The sequence below is a fragment of the Streptomyces sp. NPDC008150 genome, from assembly GCF_042956945.1.
Lineage (GTDB): Bacteria > Actinomycetota > Actinomycetes > Streptomycetales > Streptomycetaceae > Streptomyces.
The window spans coordinates 84,151-98,782 of sequence record NZ_JBIBHJ010000015.1 but is presented as its reverse complement, the minus strand read 5'-3'; the positions used below and the strand labels follow the sequence as shown (position 1 = coordinate 98,782).

The following is a 14,632-nucleotide window of genomic DNA, read 5'->3' as shown; positions in this document are numbered from 1 at the left end:
CGCCGTGGCGACGGATCTGCCGCACCAGACCGTCTCCCCGGGCGAGCCCGGCCGCCCCCCGGAGGACCCCCGGCACCGGTTCCGCCGCCGCGCCACGACCCTGCTGATCATCGTGCTGCTCATCGGCGTCCCGGCGGGCTACCTCGTGATCTCCGCGGACCAGAGCCGCAACAGCGGCAAGGACAAGGAGGACAAGTACTCGGCGACCGGCCTCGTCGCCGGCTGGCCCTCCAAGGTCCAGCGCCGCCTGTACCAGGTCCCCATCCCGCACCCCGCGGCGAAGGTCGCCTACTACGAGACCAACAACTGGAAGACCAGCCGCCTCTACGCGCAGTTCCAGCTCACCAACGCGGGCCTGGACACCTACCTGCAGTCGATGGGCGCGACGCGGGCCACGCTGAAGAAGAACGACATCACGATCAACTCCCGCGACCAGGCCGTCGTCGGCTGGGTCTTCCACGACCGCCACCCCTGGTGGGGCCTGGTCAACAGCCAGAAGGACCCGGCGCCCACCCAGGACGTCGTGGTCAACCTGGAGAACCCGCGCTTCCCGATGGTCTACGTCGTCTCGCGCACCGTCCCGTAGCGCGCCCCGCCGGCCCCCGCGCACCGCGGCCGGCCGGCTGCCGGAGCCGATTGTCGGACCCCGCCCGTAAAGTCGAGAACGACCGGCACGACCGACGGGCGGGGAGGTGACACGACGTATGACCACGGTGACCGAACACGGCACGACGGCCCCGCACGGGCCCGCCGCCGCGCATGGCCCGGCGCCCGAGCGGGCCGGCGGCCCGTCCGTGCGGCTGGCCGCCGTGTTCCTTCCCGCGCCGCTCCCGCGCGAGAGCCGTGTCGCCCTCTGGGACCCGGACGGCGACGTCTGGGGCGACGAGCCGCCCGGGGACGCCGTCGACCTCACCGTGGTACGACGGCACGGCACCGGCGCCCGCCGCCGCACCGTCCCCGCGCTGACCCTGCCGCTCGACGACGCCCTCCCGCTGCTCGTCCGCGCCCGGCACGACCGCGCCGCCCACCCGGCCACCGCCTGCTGGGGCGCCGCCGCCCTGCACGCCCTGCGACTCGCCGCGCGCGGCCGGCTGCTGCCCGGCCTCACCCCGGCCGGCCTGGACGCCTGGCGGGCCGGCCCGCTCGACCCCGACGACATCGCCCACCTGCGGGCCGTCGCCGCCGCCCTGCCGCCCGAGGGACACGCCGTCCCGCTCACCGGACCCGGCCCGCTGCGGCTGCCCGATCCCGAGGCGCTGACCCGCTCCTTCCTCGACGCCGTCGCCGACACCCTGCCCCGCACCCCCGCGGCGCCCCACGCGCTCGGCGGCCCCTTCGCCGCCCGCCCCCCGCAGCGGCTGCCCGCCGGGGCGCACGACTGGGCCGCCGAGGTCGCCGCCGGCATGGACGCGGGCGTACGCGTCTCGCTCCGCCTGGACCTGTCCGCGTACGAACTGTTCGACGACAGCGGCGAGGTCCGCACCGCCGGAGCGGCCGTCGTGCAGGTGCACAGCCTCGCCGACCCCACCCTGGTCGCCGACGCGGCGGCCCTGTGGAGCGGCGGCGCGGACGCCGCGTTCGGCCCCCGCGCCCGCGTGGACGCCGCCCTCGCGGTGCGCCGGGCCGCCCGCGTCTGGGCGCCGCTCGACCGCCTCTCCGAGCAGGACGTGCCCGACGTACTCGCCCTGTCCGAACAGGAGTTGGGCGACCTGCTCGGTGTCGCGGCGACCAGGCTGGCCGCCGCCGGGGTCGCCGTGCACTGGCCGCGCGACCTCGCGCGTGACCTGTCGGCCGCCGCCGTGGTGCGGACCGCCCCGGGCTCGGCCACCGACGGCAGCGGCTTCTTCGAGAGCGAGGAACTGCTCCAGTTCCGCTGGCAGTTGGCACTCGGCGGCGACCCGCTCACCGAGGCCGAGATGGACACCCTCGCCGAGGCGCACCGCCCCGTCGTCCGCCTGCGCGACCAGTGGGTGCTCGTCGACCCGGCCCTCGTCCGCAAGGCCCGCCGCCGTGAACTCGGCCTGCTCGACCCGGTCGACGCCCTGTCCGTCGCCCTCACCGGCACGGCGGAGGTCGACGGCGAGAGCGTCGAGGCCGTCCCCGTCGGCGCCCTCGCCGCCCTCCGCGACCGCCTCACCGCGGGCCCCCTCCCGGCCGCGCCGCCGCCGGGTCTGCACGCCACCCTGCGCGACTACCAACTGCGGGGCCTGGCCTGGCTCGACCTCATGACCTCCCTCGGCCTCGGCGGCTGCCTCGCCGACGACATGGGCCTCGGCAAGACGGTCACCCTGATCGCACTGCACCTGAAGCGGGCCCGCAGCGAGCCGACGCTGGTGGTCTGCCCGGCCTCCCTGCTCGGCAACTGGCAGCGGGAGATCACCCGGTTCGCCCCGGGCGTGCCCGTACGCCGCTTCCACGGCCCCGACCGCACCCTGGACGGCCTGGACGGCGGCTTCGTCCTGACCACGTACGGCACCCTGCGCACCGCGGTCGCCACCCTCGCCGAACAGCCCTGGGGCATGGTCGTCGCCGACGAGGCCCAGCACGTCAAGAACCCCTACTCGGCGACCGCCAAGGCGCTGCGCGCCGTGCCGTCGCCCGCCCGCGTCGCCCTGACCGGCACGCCGGTCGAGAACAACCTCTCCGAACTGTGGGCCATCCTCGACTGGACCACGCCCGGTCTGCTCGGCCCCCTGAAGTCCTTCCGCGCCCGGCACGCCCGCGCGGTGGAGAACGGCGAGGACGCACAGGCCGTCGAACGCCTCGCCGGCCTCGTACGGCCCTTCCTGCTGCGCCGCAAGAAGTCCGACCCCGGCATCGTCCCGGAGCTGCCGCCCAAGACGGAGACGGACCACCCGGTCCCGCTCACCCGCGAACAGGGCGCCCTGTACGAGGCGGTGGTGCGCGAGGCGATGCTCGCCATCGAGACGGCCCAGGGCATCGCCCGGCGCGGCATGGTGCTCAAGCTCCTCACGTCGCTGAAGCAGATCTGCGACCACCCCGCCCTCTACCTCAAGGAGGCACCGGCGGGCGGCGACCGGTTCGCGGAACGCTCGGGCAAGCTCGTCCTGCTCGACGAACTCCTCGACACCGTCCTCGCGGAGGACGGCTCCGCGCTGGTCTTCACGCAGTACGTGGGCATGGCCCGGCTCGTCGCCGCCCACCTCGCCGCCCGCGCGGTACCCGTCGACCTGCTGCACGGCGGCACCCCGGTCCCGGAGCGCGAACGCATGGTCGACGACTTCCAGGACGGCCGGATCCCCGTCCTCGTCCTCTCCCTCAAGGCCGCGGGCACCGGCCTCAACCTCACCCGGGCCGGCCACGTCGTCCACGTCGACCGCTGGTGGAACCCGGCCGTCGAGGAACAGGCCACCGACCGCGCCTACCGCATCGGCCAGACCCAGCCGGTCCAGGTCCACCGCCTCATCACCGAGGGCACGGTCGAGGACCGCATCGCCGACATGCTGGAGGCGAAGCGCGCCCTGGCCGACGCGGTCCTCGGCTCGGGAGAGTCGGCGCTCACGGAACTGACCGACCGGGAGCTGTCCGACCTGGTGTCGCTGCGGAGGCAGGCGTGAGCCCGGCGGCCGGAGGGGCCGGAGACGCCGAGCGCGCCGGGCCGGGTGCCCGTCCGGCAGACGTGGCGCGCCGCGCGCTGCGCGAGGCACGCGAAAGGGAGCGGGAGGCGCGGGAGCCGCAGGAGAGCGACGCCGCCGCCGACGCCACCGTGCCCGGGGAAGGCTCCGCACGGGAGGACGCGGCCGAGAGCGGCGCAGCGCCCGCCGAGGAGACCGCGCCGGGCGCGGCCGATCCCACGCCCGGTGCGAACGTGGCGCGCGCTGCCCTCGCCGCCGCGGCGACGACGAGCCGCCCGCCCGCACCCCCGGCGGCGGCCCGCACCACGAGCGCCGACGAACCCGCACCGGAGGACGCTCCGCCGCCGTCGCCGGGCGCCCGCCCCGGCGACGTGGCCCGGGAAGCCCTGCGCGCGGCACGTGCCCGTGCCGTGGCGGAGGAGGGCGGGCCGGCACCGGCGGCACCCGCGGGCCGGGCCGACGACGAACACGCGGCCACCGGCGACCGGTCGGAACCGAGGGCGCCCCGTACGGGGAAGACCCCGTCGAGCCGCGGAACCCGCCCCGCGTCCGCGCCGCGCGCCCGCACGGCACGCCGCGGCGCTCCGCAGGACCCGCCGCCCGGGGCCGCGTCGGCCCGCGCCGTACGGGAACTGCTGGCGGGCGCCTTCAAGCTCCCGACCGGCACGGACACCGACGCCGACCCCGAAACCGACACCGAAACGGGTTCCGGCACCGACGAACCGGACGCCGACCGCACCCCCAACGTGCAGGACACGAAGGGGAGTTGGCGGAAGACCCCGGCCCCGTCCCCGGCCCCGGCCGCTGCCCGTGCCCCGGAGCCCGCCGCCCGCCCCGACGACGGCCCCGAACCCGCTCCCGAACACGCGGCGCGACGCACCCCGGACGCGCCGCGCCCAGCGGCCGTCCCCGAAGCCGCCCCGCCCGCTGCCGCCCCCCAGAGCCCCCGCACCATGGCCACCCCGCACCGCGACGGCGACCTGCGCCGCACCTTCCCCGCCGTCGCGGCCCGCGCGACCGCGAACGACGCCTCGTTCGCGGTCAGTTGGTGGGGCAACGCCTGGGTGACCGCGCTGGAGGAGGGCGCGCTGGACACCGCCCGCCTGACACGGGGACGCGCCTACGCGCAGGGAGGTCACGTCGACGCGATCACCGTGACCCCCGGGCTGGTGCTCGCGTACGTGAAGGGCAGCCGGGTGCGCCCCTACCGCGTGCAGGTGCGGCTGCGCACGCTGGACGACGACGAGTGGGAGCGGTTCCTGGACGCCGCCGCCGACCGGCCGGGCCACATCGCCGCACTGCTCGACGGAGAGGTGCCGCCGACCCTCGCCGACTGCGGGGTGCCGCTCCTGCCGTTGCCCGGAGACCTCGACCCGCACTGCAGCTGCCCCGACTCCGGTCACCCCTGCAAGCACGCGGCGGCCCTCTGCTACCAGGCCGCGCGGCTGCTCGACGCCGACCCGTTCGTGCTGTTCCTGCTGCGCGGCAGGGGTGAGCGCGAGGTGCTCGACGACCTGTCGCGGCGCAGCGCCGCCCGCGCGGCACGCGCCGCCCAGGAGAAGGGGCCCGCGCCGCTGCCCGGCGTCCGGGCCACCGAGGCGCTCGCGCCGCGCACCCTCCCGCCGCTCCCGCGTCCGCAGCAGGCGCCGCCGCATCCCGAGCAGCCGCCGGTCTACCCCGGCGTGCCGGGCGGCCCCGACACGTTCGCCCTCGACCAGCTGGCCACGGACGCGGCGGCCCGCGCGCACGCGCTGCTCACCACGGGGCACGACCCGGTCGGCGGGCTGAGCCTGTGGGAGGACGCCGTGCGGCTCGCGGCGGCCCGCCCCGGTTCCGGCCTCACCGTCGCCACCCGCACGCTGTACTCGTCGCTCTCGGCGGCGGCCGGCCGCTCCCCGGGCGACCTGGCCCGCGCCGTCGCGGCCTGGCGGCAGGGCGGCCACGAGGGACTGGCCGTCCTGGAGGAGACCTGGGACCCGCCGGCCGGCCGCTTCGACCGCGCCCGCGCGCTCCTGCTCGCGGCGGGCCTGCCCGCGTTCCGCCCCTTCCACAACCGCCTCACCCACCCGCACGGCCACGTCCAGCTGAGGTTCGGCCGGGACGGCGTCTGGTACGCGTACGAGTCGGAACCGGCCCACGACGACTGGTGGCCGCGCGGCACCCCGGACCTGGACCCGGTGGGCGCCCTGACCGGAGTGGCCGGCCCGGACGGCGTCTGAGCGACGACGGGCCGGTATCCCGCGCGGGGCTCAATTCCCGTGTTCGCAAGTGGAGTTGACCCTCTCCTCCTACGATGGCGCACATGACCTCCAGCCGACGCCGCCCGGCCGCCCCGCGGTTCCGCGTGCCCGCGTCGCGCTGTTGTCGTCGCCCCGTGTCGGTGTGACCCCGCGTCCCCGCACGGCTGCCGCCACCCGGTAGCCCAACCCCTGCGCACGCGAGCCCGGTTGACGACGCACCCCGGTGGTTCACGCGCGCCGCCCCGCACCTGCCACCCACCTCTCCGCCCCAACTCCCCGTCCCCGTACGCCAGGAAGGACCCTGCGCGCGATGAAATCCCCCGTGAAGCCCCCGGCGAAGCACACCGCCGTCGAAACCGCTCCCGGTCGGCACGCCTCCCGACTCCCGCCCGCCGAGGCCGAGTACGACCGCCGCCGGCTGCGCCAGTGGCTGGCCGGCGAGGCGCGCGCCGACGGGGTGGCCCGGCGCGACCTGCTGCGGCTGCTCGCGGCGGCGGGACTGGCCGGGGCGGTGCCCGCGGGGCTCACCGCCCTCGCGGGGCCCGCCGCGGCGGCGACCTCGCCGGGCATTGTGAAGCCGCTGCCCGACGAGTGGTTCACCGTCCGGGGCACCAACGCGGAGACCCGTTTCGAGTCCCTGGCGGACACCGGCTACCACACCCCGGCGGACCACTTCTTCGTCCGCAACCACACCGCCACCCCGGTCCTCGACGCGGACACCTGGACCCTCACCCTGCACGGGGACGGCCTCGCGCACGGGCGGGAGACGGTCCTCGGCCTCGCGGACATCAAGCGCTTCCGGGCGGTCACGCGCACGGCGTTCGTGGAGTGCGCGGGCAACGGCCGCAGCTTCTACACCACCCAGCAGGGCGACACGGTCACCGGCACGGCCTGGACGCTGGGCGCGGTGGGCCTCGCGACCTGGCGCGGCGCACGTCTGTCCGACGTGCTGCGTGCCGCCGGGCTCACCCGGCACGCAGTGGACGTGATGCCGCGCGGCCTGGACGCCGACTACGTGATCGCGGACGGCACCAGCCTGGGGCGCGTGCGCCGGCCGCTGCCGGTGGCGAAGGCACTGGACGACGTCCTGCTCGCGTACGAGATGAACGGCGAGCCGCTGGGGCCCGACCACGGTGCTCCGGTGCGGGTGCTGGTGCCGTCCTGGGTCGGTATCGCGTCCGTGAAGTGGGTCGGCGACATCGAGGTGTCGGCGCAGCCGCTCTACTCGCCCTGGAACACGGACTTCTACCGGCTGTTCGGCGACGCCTACCCGCCCGGGGGGAGCGCCCCGCTCACCGGGCAGACCCTCAAGAGCGCCTTCGAACTCGCCTGGGACGCGCCGCTCGACTCCACGGTCCGGCACCGCCTCACCGGCCGCTCCTGGTCGGGCGCCGGCGGGGTCGTCCGCGTCGACCTCAGCACGGACGGCGGCTCGACCTGGCACAAGGCACGCCTGCACGACGCCCCGCGGCGGTCGGGGTGGGTGCGCTGGTCCACCGACTGGCGTCCGCCGGCCCCGGGTCCGTACGAGCTGCTGGCGCGGGCGACGGACGCGGCGGGGCGTACCCAGCCGGACGTCACCGTCCCGAACACCCAGGGCTACTTGTTCGACGCGGTCGTGCGCCATCCGGTGCGGGCGGTGTGAGGACGCGGCCGCAGACCGTCGCTGCGAGCCGGCCGTCGGTACGAGGCCCTCTGTGCAACTGGGGCGACCGGTCCGGCAGTTGGCACCGGTCGGCGGTTGTTGCCGTGCGGGTGTCGTCGCGGACGGGGGGAGAGGCCGTGAAGACGGGGCCCTTCCTCCCGCCGTGACGGCGGCCCGGCGGTCCGGTACGGCGGTCGGTACGGCCGCGGGACCGGCCGGGACCACGGCTGTACCGCCCAATCGTCCTCCCCGCACCCCGTTCCCGCCGATTCAGCGAGATGTGAGAGCGTAAGGCGAGTGAGCCAGACGCAGACGCCGCCCCTCCAGTACCGCTTCGACGGACCAGACGACGCCCCTGTGCTGATCCTGGGTCCCTCCCTCGGGACCACCTGGCACATGTTCGACAGACAGGTCCCCGAACTCACCAAGCAGTGGCGCGTCTTCCGCTTCGACCTCCCCGGGCACGGCGGCGCCCCCGCCTACCCGGCCGGCTCGGTGACCGAGCTCGCCGAGCGGCTGCTGGCCACCCTCGACTCGCTCGGCGTGCAGTACTTCGGCTACGCGGGCTGCGCGCTCGGCGGTGCGATCGGTGTCGAGCTCGCCCTGCGCAGCCCGGAGCGGCTGGCCTCCCTCGCGCTCATCGCGTCCTCGCCCCGGTTCGGCAGCGCCGACGAGTTCCGCCAGCGCGGTGTGATCGTCCGTACGAACGGTCTCGAACCCATCGCGCGCACCTCGCCCGAGCGCTGGTTCACCGGCGGTTTCGCCGCCGCGCAGCCCGCCATCACCGAGTGGGCCGTGCAGATGGTCCGCACCACCGACCCCGGCTGCTACATCGCCTCCTGCGAGGCCCTCGCCGCGTTCGACGTGCGCGCCGAGCTGGGCCGGGTCGGCGTGCCCACGCTGGTCCTCGTGGGCTCGGACGACCAGGTCACCGGTCCCGCCGAGGCCCGCACGCTCGTCGCGGGGATACCGGACGCGCGCCTCGCCGTGGTGCCCGGCGCGTCGCACCTGGTGCCCGTGGAGCAGCCGGCCGCCGTCACGGACCTGCTGGTCCGTCACTTCTCCACCGCGTGGCAGCCCCCGTTCGACCACTCCACCGGCCAGGTGCCCCTGCCGCCGTACGCGGGCGGCCGTCCGGCGGTCACGGCGTCGCAGGCGTTCCGGTCCTCGCCGTCGCCCCAGTCCTCGCAGTCGTCGCAGTACGGCGCTCCTATCGCGGAGATCGCGCCCGCGGTCGTCGAGCCGTTCGGGGCGGGGGGCCGGCCCGACCCGTACGACGCGGGGATCAAGGTCCGGCGCGAGGTGCTGGGGGACGCCCACGTGGACCGCGCGCTGGGCGGCGCCGACGAATTCTCCGCGGACTTCCAGGAGTTCATCACCCGGTACGTGTGGGGCGAGATCTGGGACCGGTCCGGCCTGGACCGGCGCTCGCGGAGCTGTGTGACGCTCGCCGCGCTCGTCGCGGGCGGGCACCTGGACGAGCTCAAGTTCCACGTGCGCGCGGCCCTGCGCAACGGGCTGACCCCGGTCGAGATCAAGGAAGTACTGATGCAGGCGGCCGTCTACTGCGGCGTACCGGCGGCGAACAGCGCGTTCCGGGTGGCGCAGCAGGTCATCCGCGAGGAGACCACCCCCACGGAGTGACCGGCGGCCGGAGGGCGGGCGGGGGCAGGATGGGGAGCATGAAGCTCACCAAGATGTCGCACGCCTGCATCCGGCTCGAAAAGGACGGACGGACCCTCGTCGTCGACCCGGGCGGGTTCAGCGAGGAGGACGCCGCGGTCGGCGCGGACGCGATCCTCGTCACGCACGAGCACCCCGACCACTTCGACGAGGGGCGGCTGCGGGCCGGCCTGGCGGCGAACCCGGCGGCGGAGATCTGGACGTCGGGGGCGGTGGCGGACAAGCTCTCGGCGGCGTTCCCGGGCCGCGTGCACATCGTCGGGCACGGCGACACGTTCACCGCCGCCGGGTTCGACGTCCAGGTGCACGGCGAACTCCACGCGGTGATCCACCCGGACATCCCGCGCATCGCCAACGTCGGCTTCCTCGTCGACGGCGGACGGGTCTTCCACCCCGGCGACGCGCTCACCGTCCCGGACCACCCCGTGCAGACGCTGATGCTCCCGGTCATGGCTCCCTGGAACAAGATCGCCGAGGTCATCGAGTACGTCCGCGAGGTCAAGCCGCAGCGCGCCTACGACGTGCACGACGCGCTGCTCACCGATCTCGCACGCCCGATCTACGACAACCAGATCGGCGCCCTCGGCGGCACCGACCACCTGCGGCTGACGCCGGGCGAGGCGGCGGACGTCTGAGCGGGCCGGGGTCCGGGCCGGGGGGTCCCGGACCCCGGGGCGCGTGCGCGGTCGCGGTGGACGGGCCGGAGTCGAGCCGCGCTGTCGTACCCGCCCGGTAGCTTGGGGGGCATGCGTATCGCGACCTGGAACGTGAACTCGATCACCGCCCGTCTGCCGAGGCTGCTCGCCTGGCTGGAGAGCAGCGGCACCGACGTGCTGTGCCTCCAGGAAGCCAAGATCGCCGAGGAGCAGTTCCCGTTCGAGCCGCTCCGCGAGCTGGGCTACGAGGCGGCGGTCAACGCCACCGGCCGGTGGAACGGCGTGGCGGTCCTCTCCCGCGTCGGCCTCGACGAAGTGGTCAAGGGCCTGCCCGGCGACCCGGGCTACGACGGTGCCGAGGAGCCCCGTGCCGTCTCCGCGACCTGCGGCGGGGTCCGCGTCTGGTCGGTGTACGTGCCCAACGGCCGCGAGGTCGGCCACCCCCACTACGCGTACAAGCTCCAGTGGTTCGACGCCCTGCGCGCGGCCGTCGCCGACGACGCGGCGGGCGGGCGCCCCTTCGCGGTGCTCGGCGACTACAACGTCGCGCCGGCCGACGAGGACGTGTACGACGTCGCCGCCTTCGAGGGCCTCACGCACGTCACGGCGCCGGAGCGCGAGGCCCTGGCCGCCCTGCGCGGCACGGGCCTGTCCGACGTCGTCCCGCGCCCGCTGAAGTACGACCACCCGTACACGTACTGGGACTACCGCCAGCTCGCGTTCCCCAAGAACCGCGGTATGCGGATCGACCTCGTCTACGGCAACGAGCCGTTCGCCAAGGCCGTGTCCGACGCGTACGTGGACCGCGAGGAGCGCAAGGGCAAGGGTGCCTCGGACCACGCGCCGGTCGTGGTCGACCTGGACGTGTAGGAGGCCCCGCCGCCCGTTCCCGCGCCCGTCGACGCGGCACTGTGGTGCCGCACGGACGGGGATGTCACCCTGTGCCCATGAACATTCCGTTCCTGGGCAACTGGCGGAAGAAGCACGGGCCGGGCCACGGAGTCGCGGTGCTGGCGGCGGACGCCGGCACCCGGGATCCCGAGGGCGTCGCCGAGCTGCTGTCCGAGTGCGAGCTGCTGCGGTCCCTGGCGGCGCAGGGCGGTGTCCGGCTCGACGACACCCCGGCATCGCTTGCGGCCGTGGACCAGCTCGTGCCGCGCTGGCGCGACGACGCGGAGGTTCTGCCCTGGCTCGGCAACGACGCCGGCCTCTACCTGGGCACCGTCATCGTGCGCACGGTCCCGGGCGCGTCCTGGGACATCCGGCCGGACGGCCAGCCCGTCGTACTGCTCACCTCCGGACGGGAGTTCGACGTCGTGGAGGCCGGCCACGAGTGGGCCGACAGCGGAGCCCCGGAACTCTCCCAGCTCTACGCGGAGGTGGCCGAGGAGTGACCCTCCCGCGCCCCGCCGGACCACGGCCCGCGTCCCAAGTCCGGTGTAAATACGGCTAATGCCCGAAAAGTGCGTGTCGCACCTTAACTCCGGTGCCGGCTGGATAGTTTGCGGCAACACCACACAGCCGAGAGTGAGCGGGGCTGGGCATGGCCGTCGATCCGTCGATCGAGCCGAGTGACCTCAAGAAGCACCACGGGCCTTCGCGCGTCCGGAAACACCACGGGCCGCCGCGCGCCCGCAGCCTGCGCGCGGGACACGTCCGGGGGGAAGTGAGGACGGTTCGTCGCGCAGGGGACCGCCCCGCACGCCCAACCTCGACTACGATCTGCCGTTCATCCCCGTGGTGACGGTGATCCCGCCGATCCACGTCGGGATGCGCGCGCCGCTCACGCGGTGCGCCCGGTGTGATCCCGGGACGAAGGCCGTGGGCGCGATCCCGGCCGGACCAGGAACGCTGCTGCCGGCTGGGGGCCACCCCACGCCGACCCGACCGTAGGGGGCAGCAGTTCGAAGGGCCGATCCCGCCCGGCAGCGGCCGGAGATCACTGCTCGGACAGCGCGGCGGACCCCGACGACGGGGCTGCCGCGGCGGGCAGGAGGTCAGCCGCGTGCCGGACGGGTTGTGCTCGTGGAGGGCGGGCCGAGCGGGCCCCCGCGTCGTGCGGACGCGCGGCGGGGGCACCGCTCTCCCTCGCCCGCCACCCGCTCAGTCGTTCGCCCGGTGCGAGGTGCGCTGCGCCGCCACCGCGGGCAGCGGGGTCTGCGCCTCCCGGCTCACGTCCGCGACGAGTTCGACGACATCGGGGCCGTACGCCTGGGAGTTGACGACCTTCAGCAGCAGGACGAACGTCCGGGAACCGTGCTTGCGCGCCAACCGCTCGTGCTGGCGCGCGAGATAGCGGGTCGCCGCCTGGTTGGTGATGGCGCGCTGGCCGCAGAAGAGGAAGACCGGCCGGGCGCCGTGCGGCTGCCCGGCGGTCAGCCTCGCCAGGATCACGTACTCGCCCTTGCCGGGCTCCAGCCGGTACCGCTCGGTGCCGATCTGGAACGCCCCGCGGTCCGGGCCGGGTTCGGCGTCGACGTTGACGCGGACGCCCGGCAGCAGAGAGTGCAGATGGGCCGCCATCCGGCGGTTGGAGGCAGGACCGCCCACGCAGAACTCGGTGCGCTCCCCGAATCCCTGCTGGGCCGCGTCGTGCGCGACGACCTGGGCGTGCGCGTTGCAGTCCTTGATGAGGGCCGAGAGTTCGAGCAGCGCGAAGACGTCGTGGCGCATCACCGTCAACTCCGGTCCGCCCGCCTCGCGGTTGACCACGAGCAGCGACTCGGAGTTGTCCGGAAGCCCGAAGAACGCCTGTTTGCGTCTGAGTTTGCGCTTCCAGAGATAGGTGCGGGCGAGCCAGCCGAGCGCCGCGCTGACGCCGGCGGCTATCACGCCGAGAAGGATGTTGCGCAGGTCGTCATTCATGGGCGCGCATGCTAGCGCTGCGAGCCCCCCGCCGGGATTCCCCGCGCTCCTGACGGGGTCATGGCAATTGAACTAGGCTGCCCGGACGGCCTTTCACTGGAGGTTCCGATGCGTCACCCTGTCGGACGGAAACTGGCGGTTCTGGCGGTCTCGGCCGCCGTGGTCTCGGTGGGAGCCGCGGCGCCACCGGACGCGCACCCCGCCACCCCGGCCAAGACACCCGTGGCCGTCGGCTACGGCGGAGCGGTCTCCAGCGTCGACGCGGACGCCACCGCCGCCGGCATCGAGGTGCTGAGAAACGGCGGCAACGCAGTGGACGCCGCCGTCGCCACGGCGGCGGCCCTCGGGGTCACCGAGCCCTACTCCTCCGGCGTCGGCGGGGGCGGCTACTTCGTCTACTACGACGCCAAGTCCCGTACGGTACGCACCATCGACGGCCGGGAGACCGCCCCGCTGAGCGCCGACTCCGGCCTGTTCCTGGAGAACGGCAAGCCGCTGGCCTTCGCGGACGCCGTCAGCAGCGGCCTGAGCGTGGGCACCCCGGGCACCCCCGCCACCTGGCAGACCGCGCTGGACCGGTGGGGGACCAGGAAGCTCGGTTCCGTACTGCGCCCGGCCGAGCGGATCGCCCGCGACGGATTCACCGTCGACGACACCTTCCGCAGCCAGACGGCGGCCAACGAGACGCGCTTCCGCTACTTCCCCGACACCGCGGACCTGTTCCTGCCCGGCGGTGCCCTGCCCGCCGTCGGCTCGACCTTCAAGAACCCCGAACTCGCGCGCACCTACGAGGAGTTGGGCCGCAAGGGGATCGGTGCGATCTACCACGGCGACCTCGGCAAGGACATCCTCGCCACCGTGAACAACCCGCCGGTCGACCCGGCCTCCGGCTGGAACGCCCGCTCCGGCGACCTGTCCGCGAAGGACCTCGCCGCCTACCGGGCCAAACTCCAGGCACCGACCCGGACTTCGTACCGCGGTCTCGGCGTCTACTCCATCGCGCCGTCGTCCTCGGGCGGCACCACGGTGGGCGAGGCCCTCAACATCCTGGAGAACACGGACCTTTCGAAGGCGAGCCAGACCCAGTACCTGCACCACTTCATCGAGGCGAGCCGCATCGCCTTCGCGGACCGCGGCCGCTGGGTGGGCGACCCGGCCTTCGAGAAGGTGCCCACGCAGGGGCTGCTGTCGCAGTCCTACGCCGACTCGCGGGCGTGCCTGATCAAGGACGACGCGGTGCTCACCAGCCCGCTCGCACCCGGCGACCCCGGCAGCCCGGCGGCCTGCGGTGCGGGCGGCACGGCCGCCCCGACGACCTACGAGGGCGAGAACACCACGCACCTCACGGTCGCCGACAAGTGGGGCAACGTCGTCTCCTACACGCTGACGATCGAGCAGACCGGCGGCAGCGCGATGACCGTGCCCGGCCGCGGCTTCCTGCTCAACAACGAACTCACCGACTTCTCCTTCGCGCCCGCCAACCCGGCGGTGCACGACCCGAACCTGCCCGCCGCCGGCAAGCGCCCGCGCTCGTCGATCTCCCCGACGATCGTGCTGGACCGTCACAACAAGCCCGTCGTGGCGCTCGGTTCGCCCGGCGGCGCGACCATCATCACCACCGTGCTCCAGACCCTCACCGGGTTCCTGGACCGCCGGCTGCCCCTCGTCGACGCCATCGCCGCACCCCGCGCCAGCCAGCGCAACGCGGCCACGACCGAACTCGAACCGGGCCTCTACAACAGCCCGTTGCGTGCCCAACTGGAGTCCCTGGGCCACTCGTTCACCCTGAACCCGGAGATCGGCGCGGCGACGGGCGTGCAACGGCTGCCGGACGGCAGGTGGCTGGCTGCCGCGGAGACCGTACGCCGCGGCGGAGGATCGGCGATGGTGGTGCGCCCGGCCTCCCACGGGTGACGCACGCGGGGGCGACGCGACGCGGGGGTCACG

The 14,632-nt window shown here is 74.7% G+C and carries 10 protein-coding genes and 1 pseudogene; 10 read left to right on the top strand and 1 reads right to left on the bottom strand.

The genetic code is table 11. The features are described from left to right. Positions 1-4 precede the first annotated feature (4 nt). From ACFZA0_RS30585 to ACFZA0_RS30545, 9 genes and pseudogenes are all read left to right on the top strand, one after another. Complete coding sequence (locus ACFZA0_RS30585) at positions 5-586, top strand: sugar kinase (protein WP_391023203.1); 582 nt, start codon at positions 5-7, stop codon at positions 584-586. Between the two features lie 118 nt (positions 587-704). Further along, positions 705-3,578 (top strand): SNF2-related protein, encoded by a 2,874-nt coding sequence (locus ACFZA0_RS30580; protein WP_391022937.1) that lies wholly within the window; start codon positions 705-707, stop codon positions 3,576-3,578. Then, positions 3,575-5,815, top strand: coding sequence for an SWIM zinc finger family protein (locus tag ACFZA0_RS30575; RefSeq protein ID WP_391022935.1), 2,241 nt, complete (start codon positions 3,575-3,577; stop codon positions 5,813-5,815). Before ACFZA0_RS30580 ends, ACFZA0_RS30575 begins: the two co-directional genes overlap by 4 nt. Before the next feature lie 331 nt (positions 5,816-6,146). Next, positions 6,147-7,481 (top strand): molybdopterin-dependent oxidoreductase, encoded by a 1,335-nt coding sequence (locus tag ACFZA0_RS30570; protein WP_391022933.1) that lies wholly within the window; start codon positions 6,147-6,149, stop codon positions 7,479-7,481. Positions 7,482-7,778: 297 nt separating this feature from the next. After that, positions 7,779-9,125 carry a 4-carboxymuconolactone decarboxylase gene (pcaC, locus tag ACFZA0_RS30565; RefSeq protein ID WP_391022931.1) on the top strand — a complete coding sequence of 449 codons (1,347 nt, stop codon included), beginning with the start codon at positions 7,779-7,781 and terminating at the stop codon, positions 9,123-9,125. A 38-nt stretch (positions 9,126-9,163) separates the two neighbouring features. After that, entirely contained in the window at positions 9,164-9,799 is a 636-nt protein-coding gene (locus ACFZA0_RS30560; protein WP_391022929.1) for an MBL fold metallo-hydrolase, read from the top strand. Positions 9,800-9,910: 111 nt separating this feature from the next. Beyond that, a complete protein-coding gene (locus ACFZA0_RS30555; protein ID WP_391022928.1) occupies positions 9,911-10,690 on the top strand; it encodes an exodeoxyribonuclease III in 780 nt (259 codons plus the stop codon). Positions 10,691-10,767: 77 nt separating this feature from the next. Further along, positions 10,768-11,214 carry a DUF6278 family protein gene (locus ACFZA0_RS30550; protein WP_391022926.1) on the top strand — a complete coding sequence of 149 codons (447 nt, stop codon included), beginning with the start codon at positions 10,768-10,770 and terminating at the stop codon, positions 11,212-11,214. A 313-nt stretch (positions 11,215-11,527) separates the two neighbouring features. Further along, positions 11,528-11,713, top strand: a pseudogene (locus tag ACFZA0_RS30545) (amino acid ABC transporter permease); the annotation flags it as partial. A gap of 210 nt (positions 11,714-11,923) precedes the next feature. Here ACFZA0_RS30545 and ACFZA0_RS30540 read toward each other — a convergent pair. After that, positions 11,924-12,685, bottom strand: coding sequence for a hypothetical protein (locus ACFZA0_RS30540; RefSeq protein WP_391022924.1), 762 nt, complete (start codon positions 12,683-12,685; stop codon positions 11,924-11,926). 108 nt (positions 12,686-12,793) lie between these two features. On the opposite strand from ACFZA0_RS30540, the gene ggt reads away from it, so the two are divergent. Continuing rightward, a complete protein-coding gene (gene ggt, locus ACFZA0_RS30535; RefSeq protein ID WP_391022922.1) occupies positions 12,794-14,599 on the top strand; it encodes a gamma-glutamyltransferase in 1,806 nt (601 codons plus the stop codon). Positions 14,600-14,632 lie beyond the last annotated feature (33 nt).

What these genes read in the sequence shown, in the direction of transcription:
- ACFZA0_RS30580 (WP_391022937.1), top strand. Translation starts at nt 705, where the DNA reads ATGACCACGGTGACCGAACACGGCACGACGGCCCCGCACGGGCCCGCC.
- ACFZA0_RS30560 (WP_391022929.1), top strand. Translation starts at nt 9,164, where the DNA reads ATGAAGCTCACCAAGATGTCGCACGCCTGCATCCGGCTCGAAAAGGAC.
- ACFZA0_RS30540 (WP_391022924.1), bottom strand. Translation starts at nt 12,685, where the DNA reads ATGAATGACGACCTGCGCAACATCCTTCTCGGCGTGATAGCCGCCGGC.
- ACFZA0_RS30570 (WP_391022933.1), top strand. Translation starts at nt 6,147, where the DNA reads ATGAAATCCCCCGTGAAGCCCCCGGCGAAGCACACCGCCGTCGAAACC.
- ggt (WP_391022922.1), top strand. Translation starts at nt 12,794, where the DNA reads ATGCGTCACCCTGTCGGACGGAAACTGGCGGTTCTGGCGGTCTCGGCC.
- ACFZA0_RS30555 (WP_391022928.1), top strand. Translation starts at nt 9,911, where the DNA reads ATGCGTATCGCGACCTGGAACGTGAACTCGATCACCGCCCGTCTGCCG.
- ACFZA0_RS30550 (WP_391022926.1), top strand. Translation starts at nt 10,768, where the DNA reads ATGAACATTCCGTTCCTGGGCAACTGGCGGAAGAAGCACGGGCCGGGC.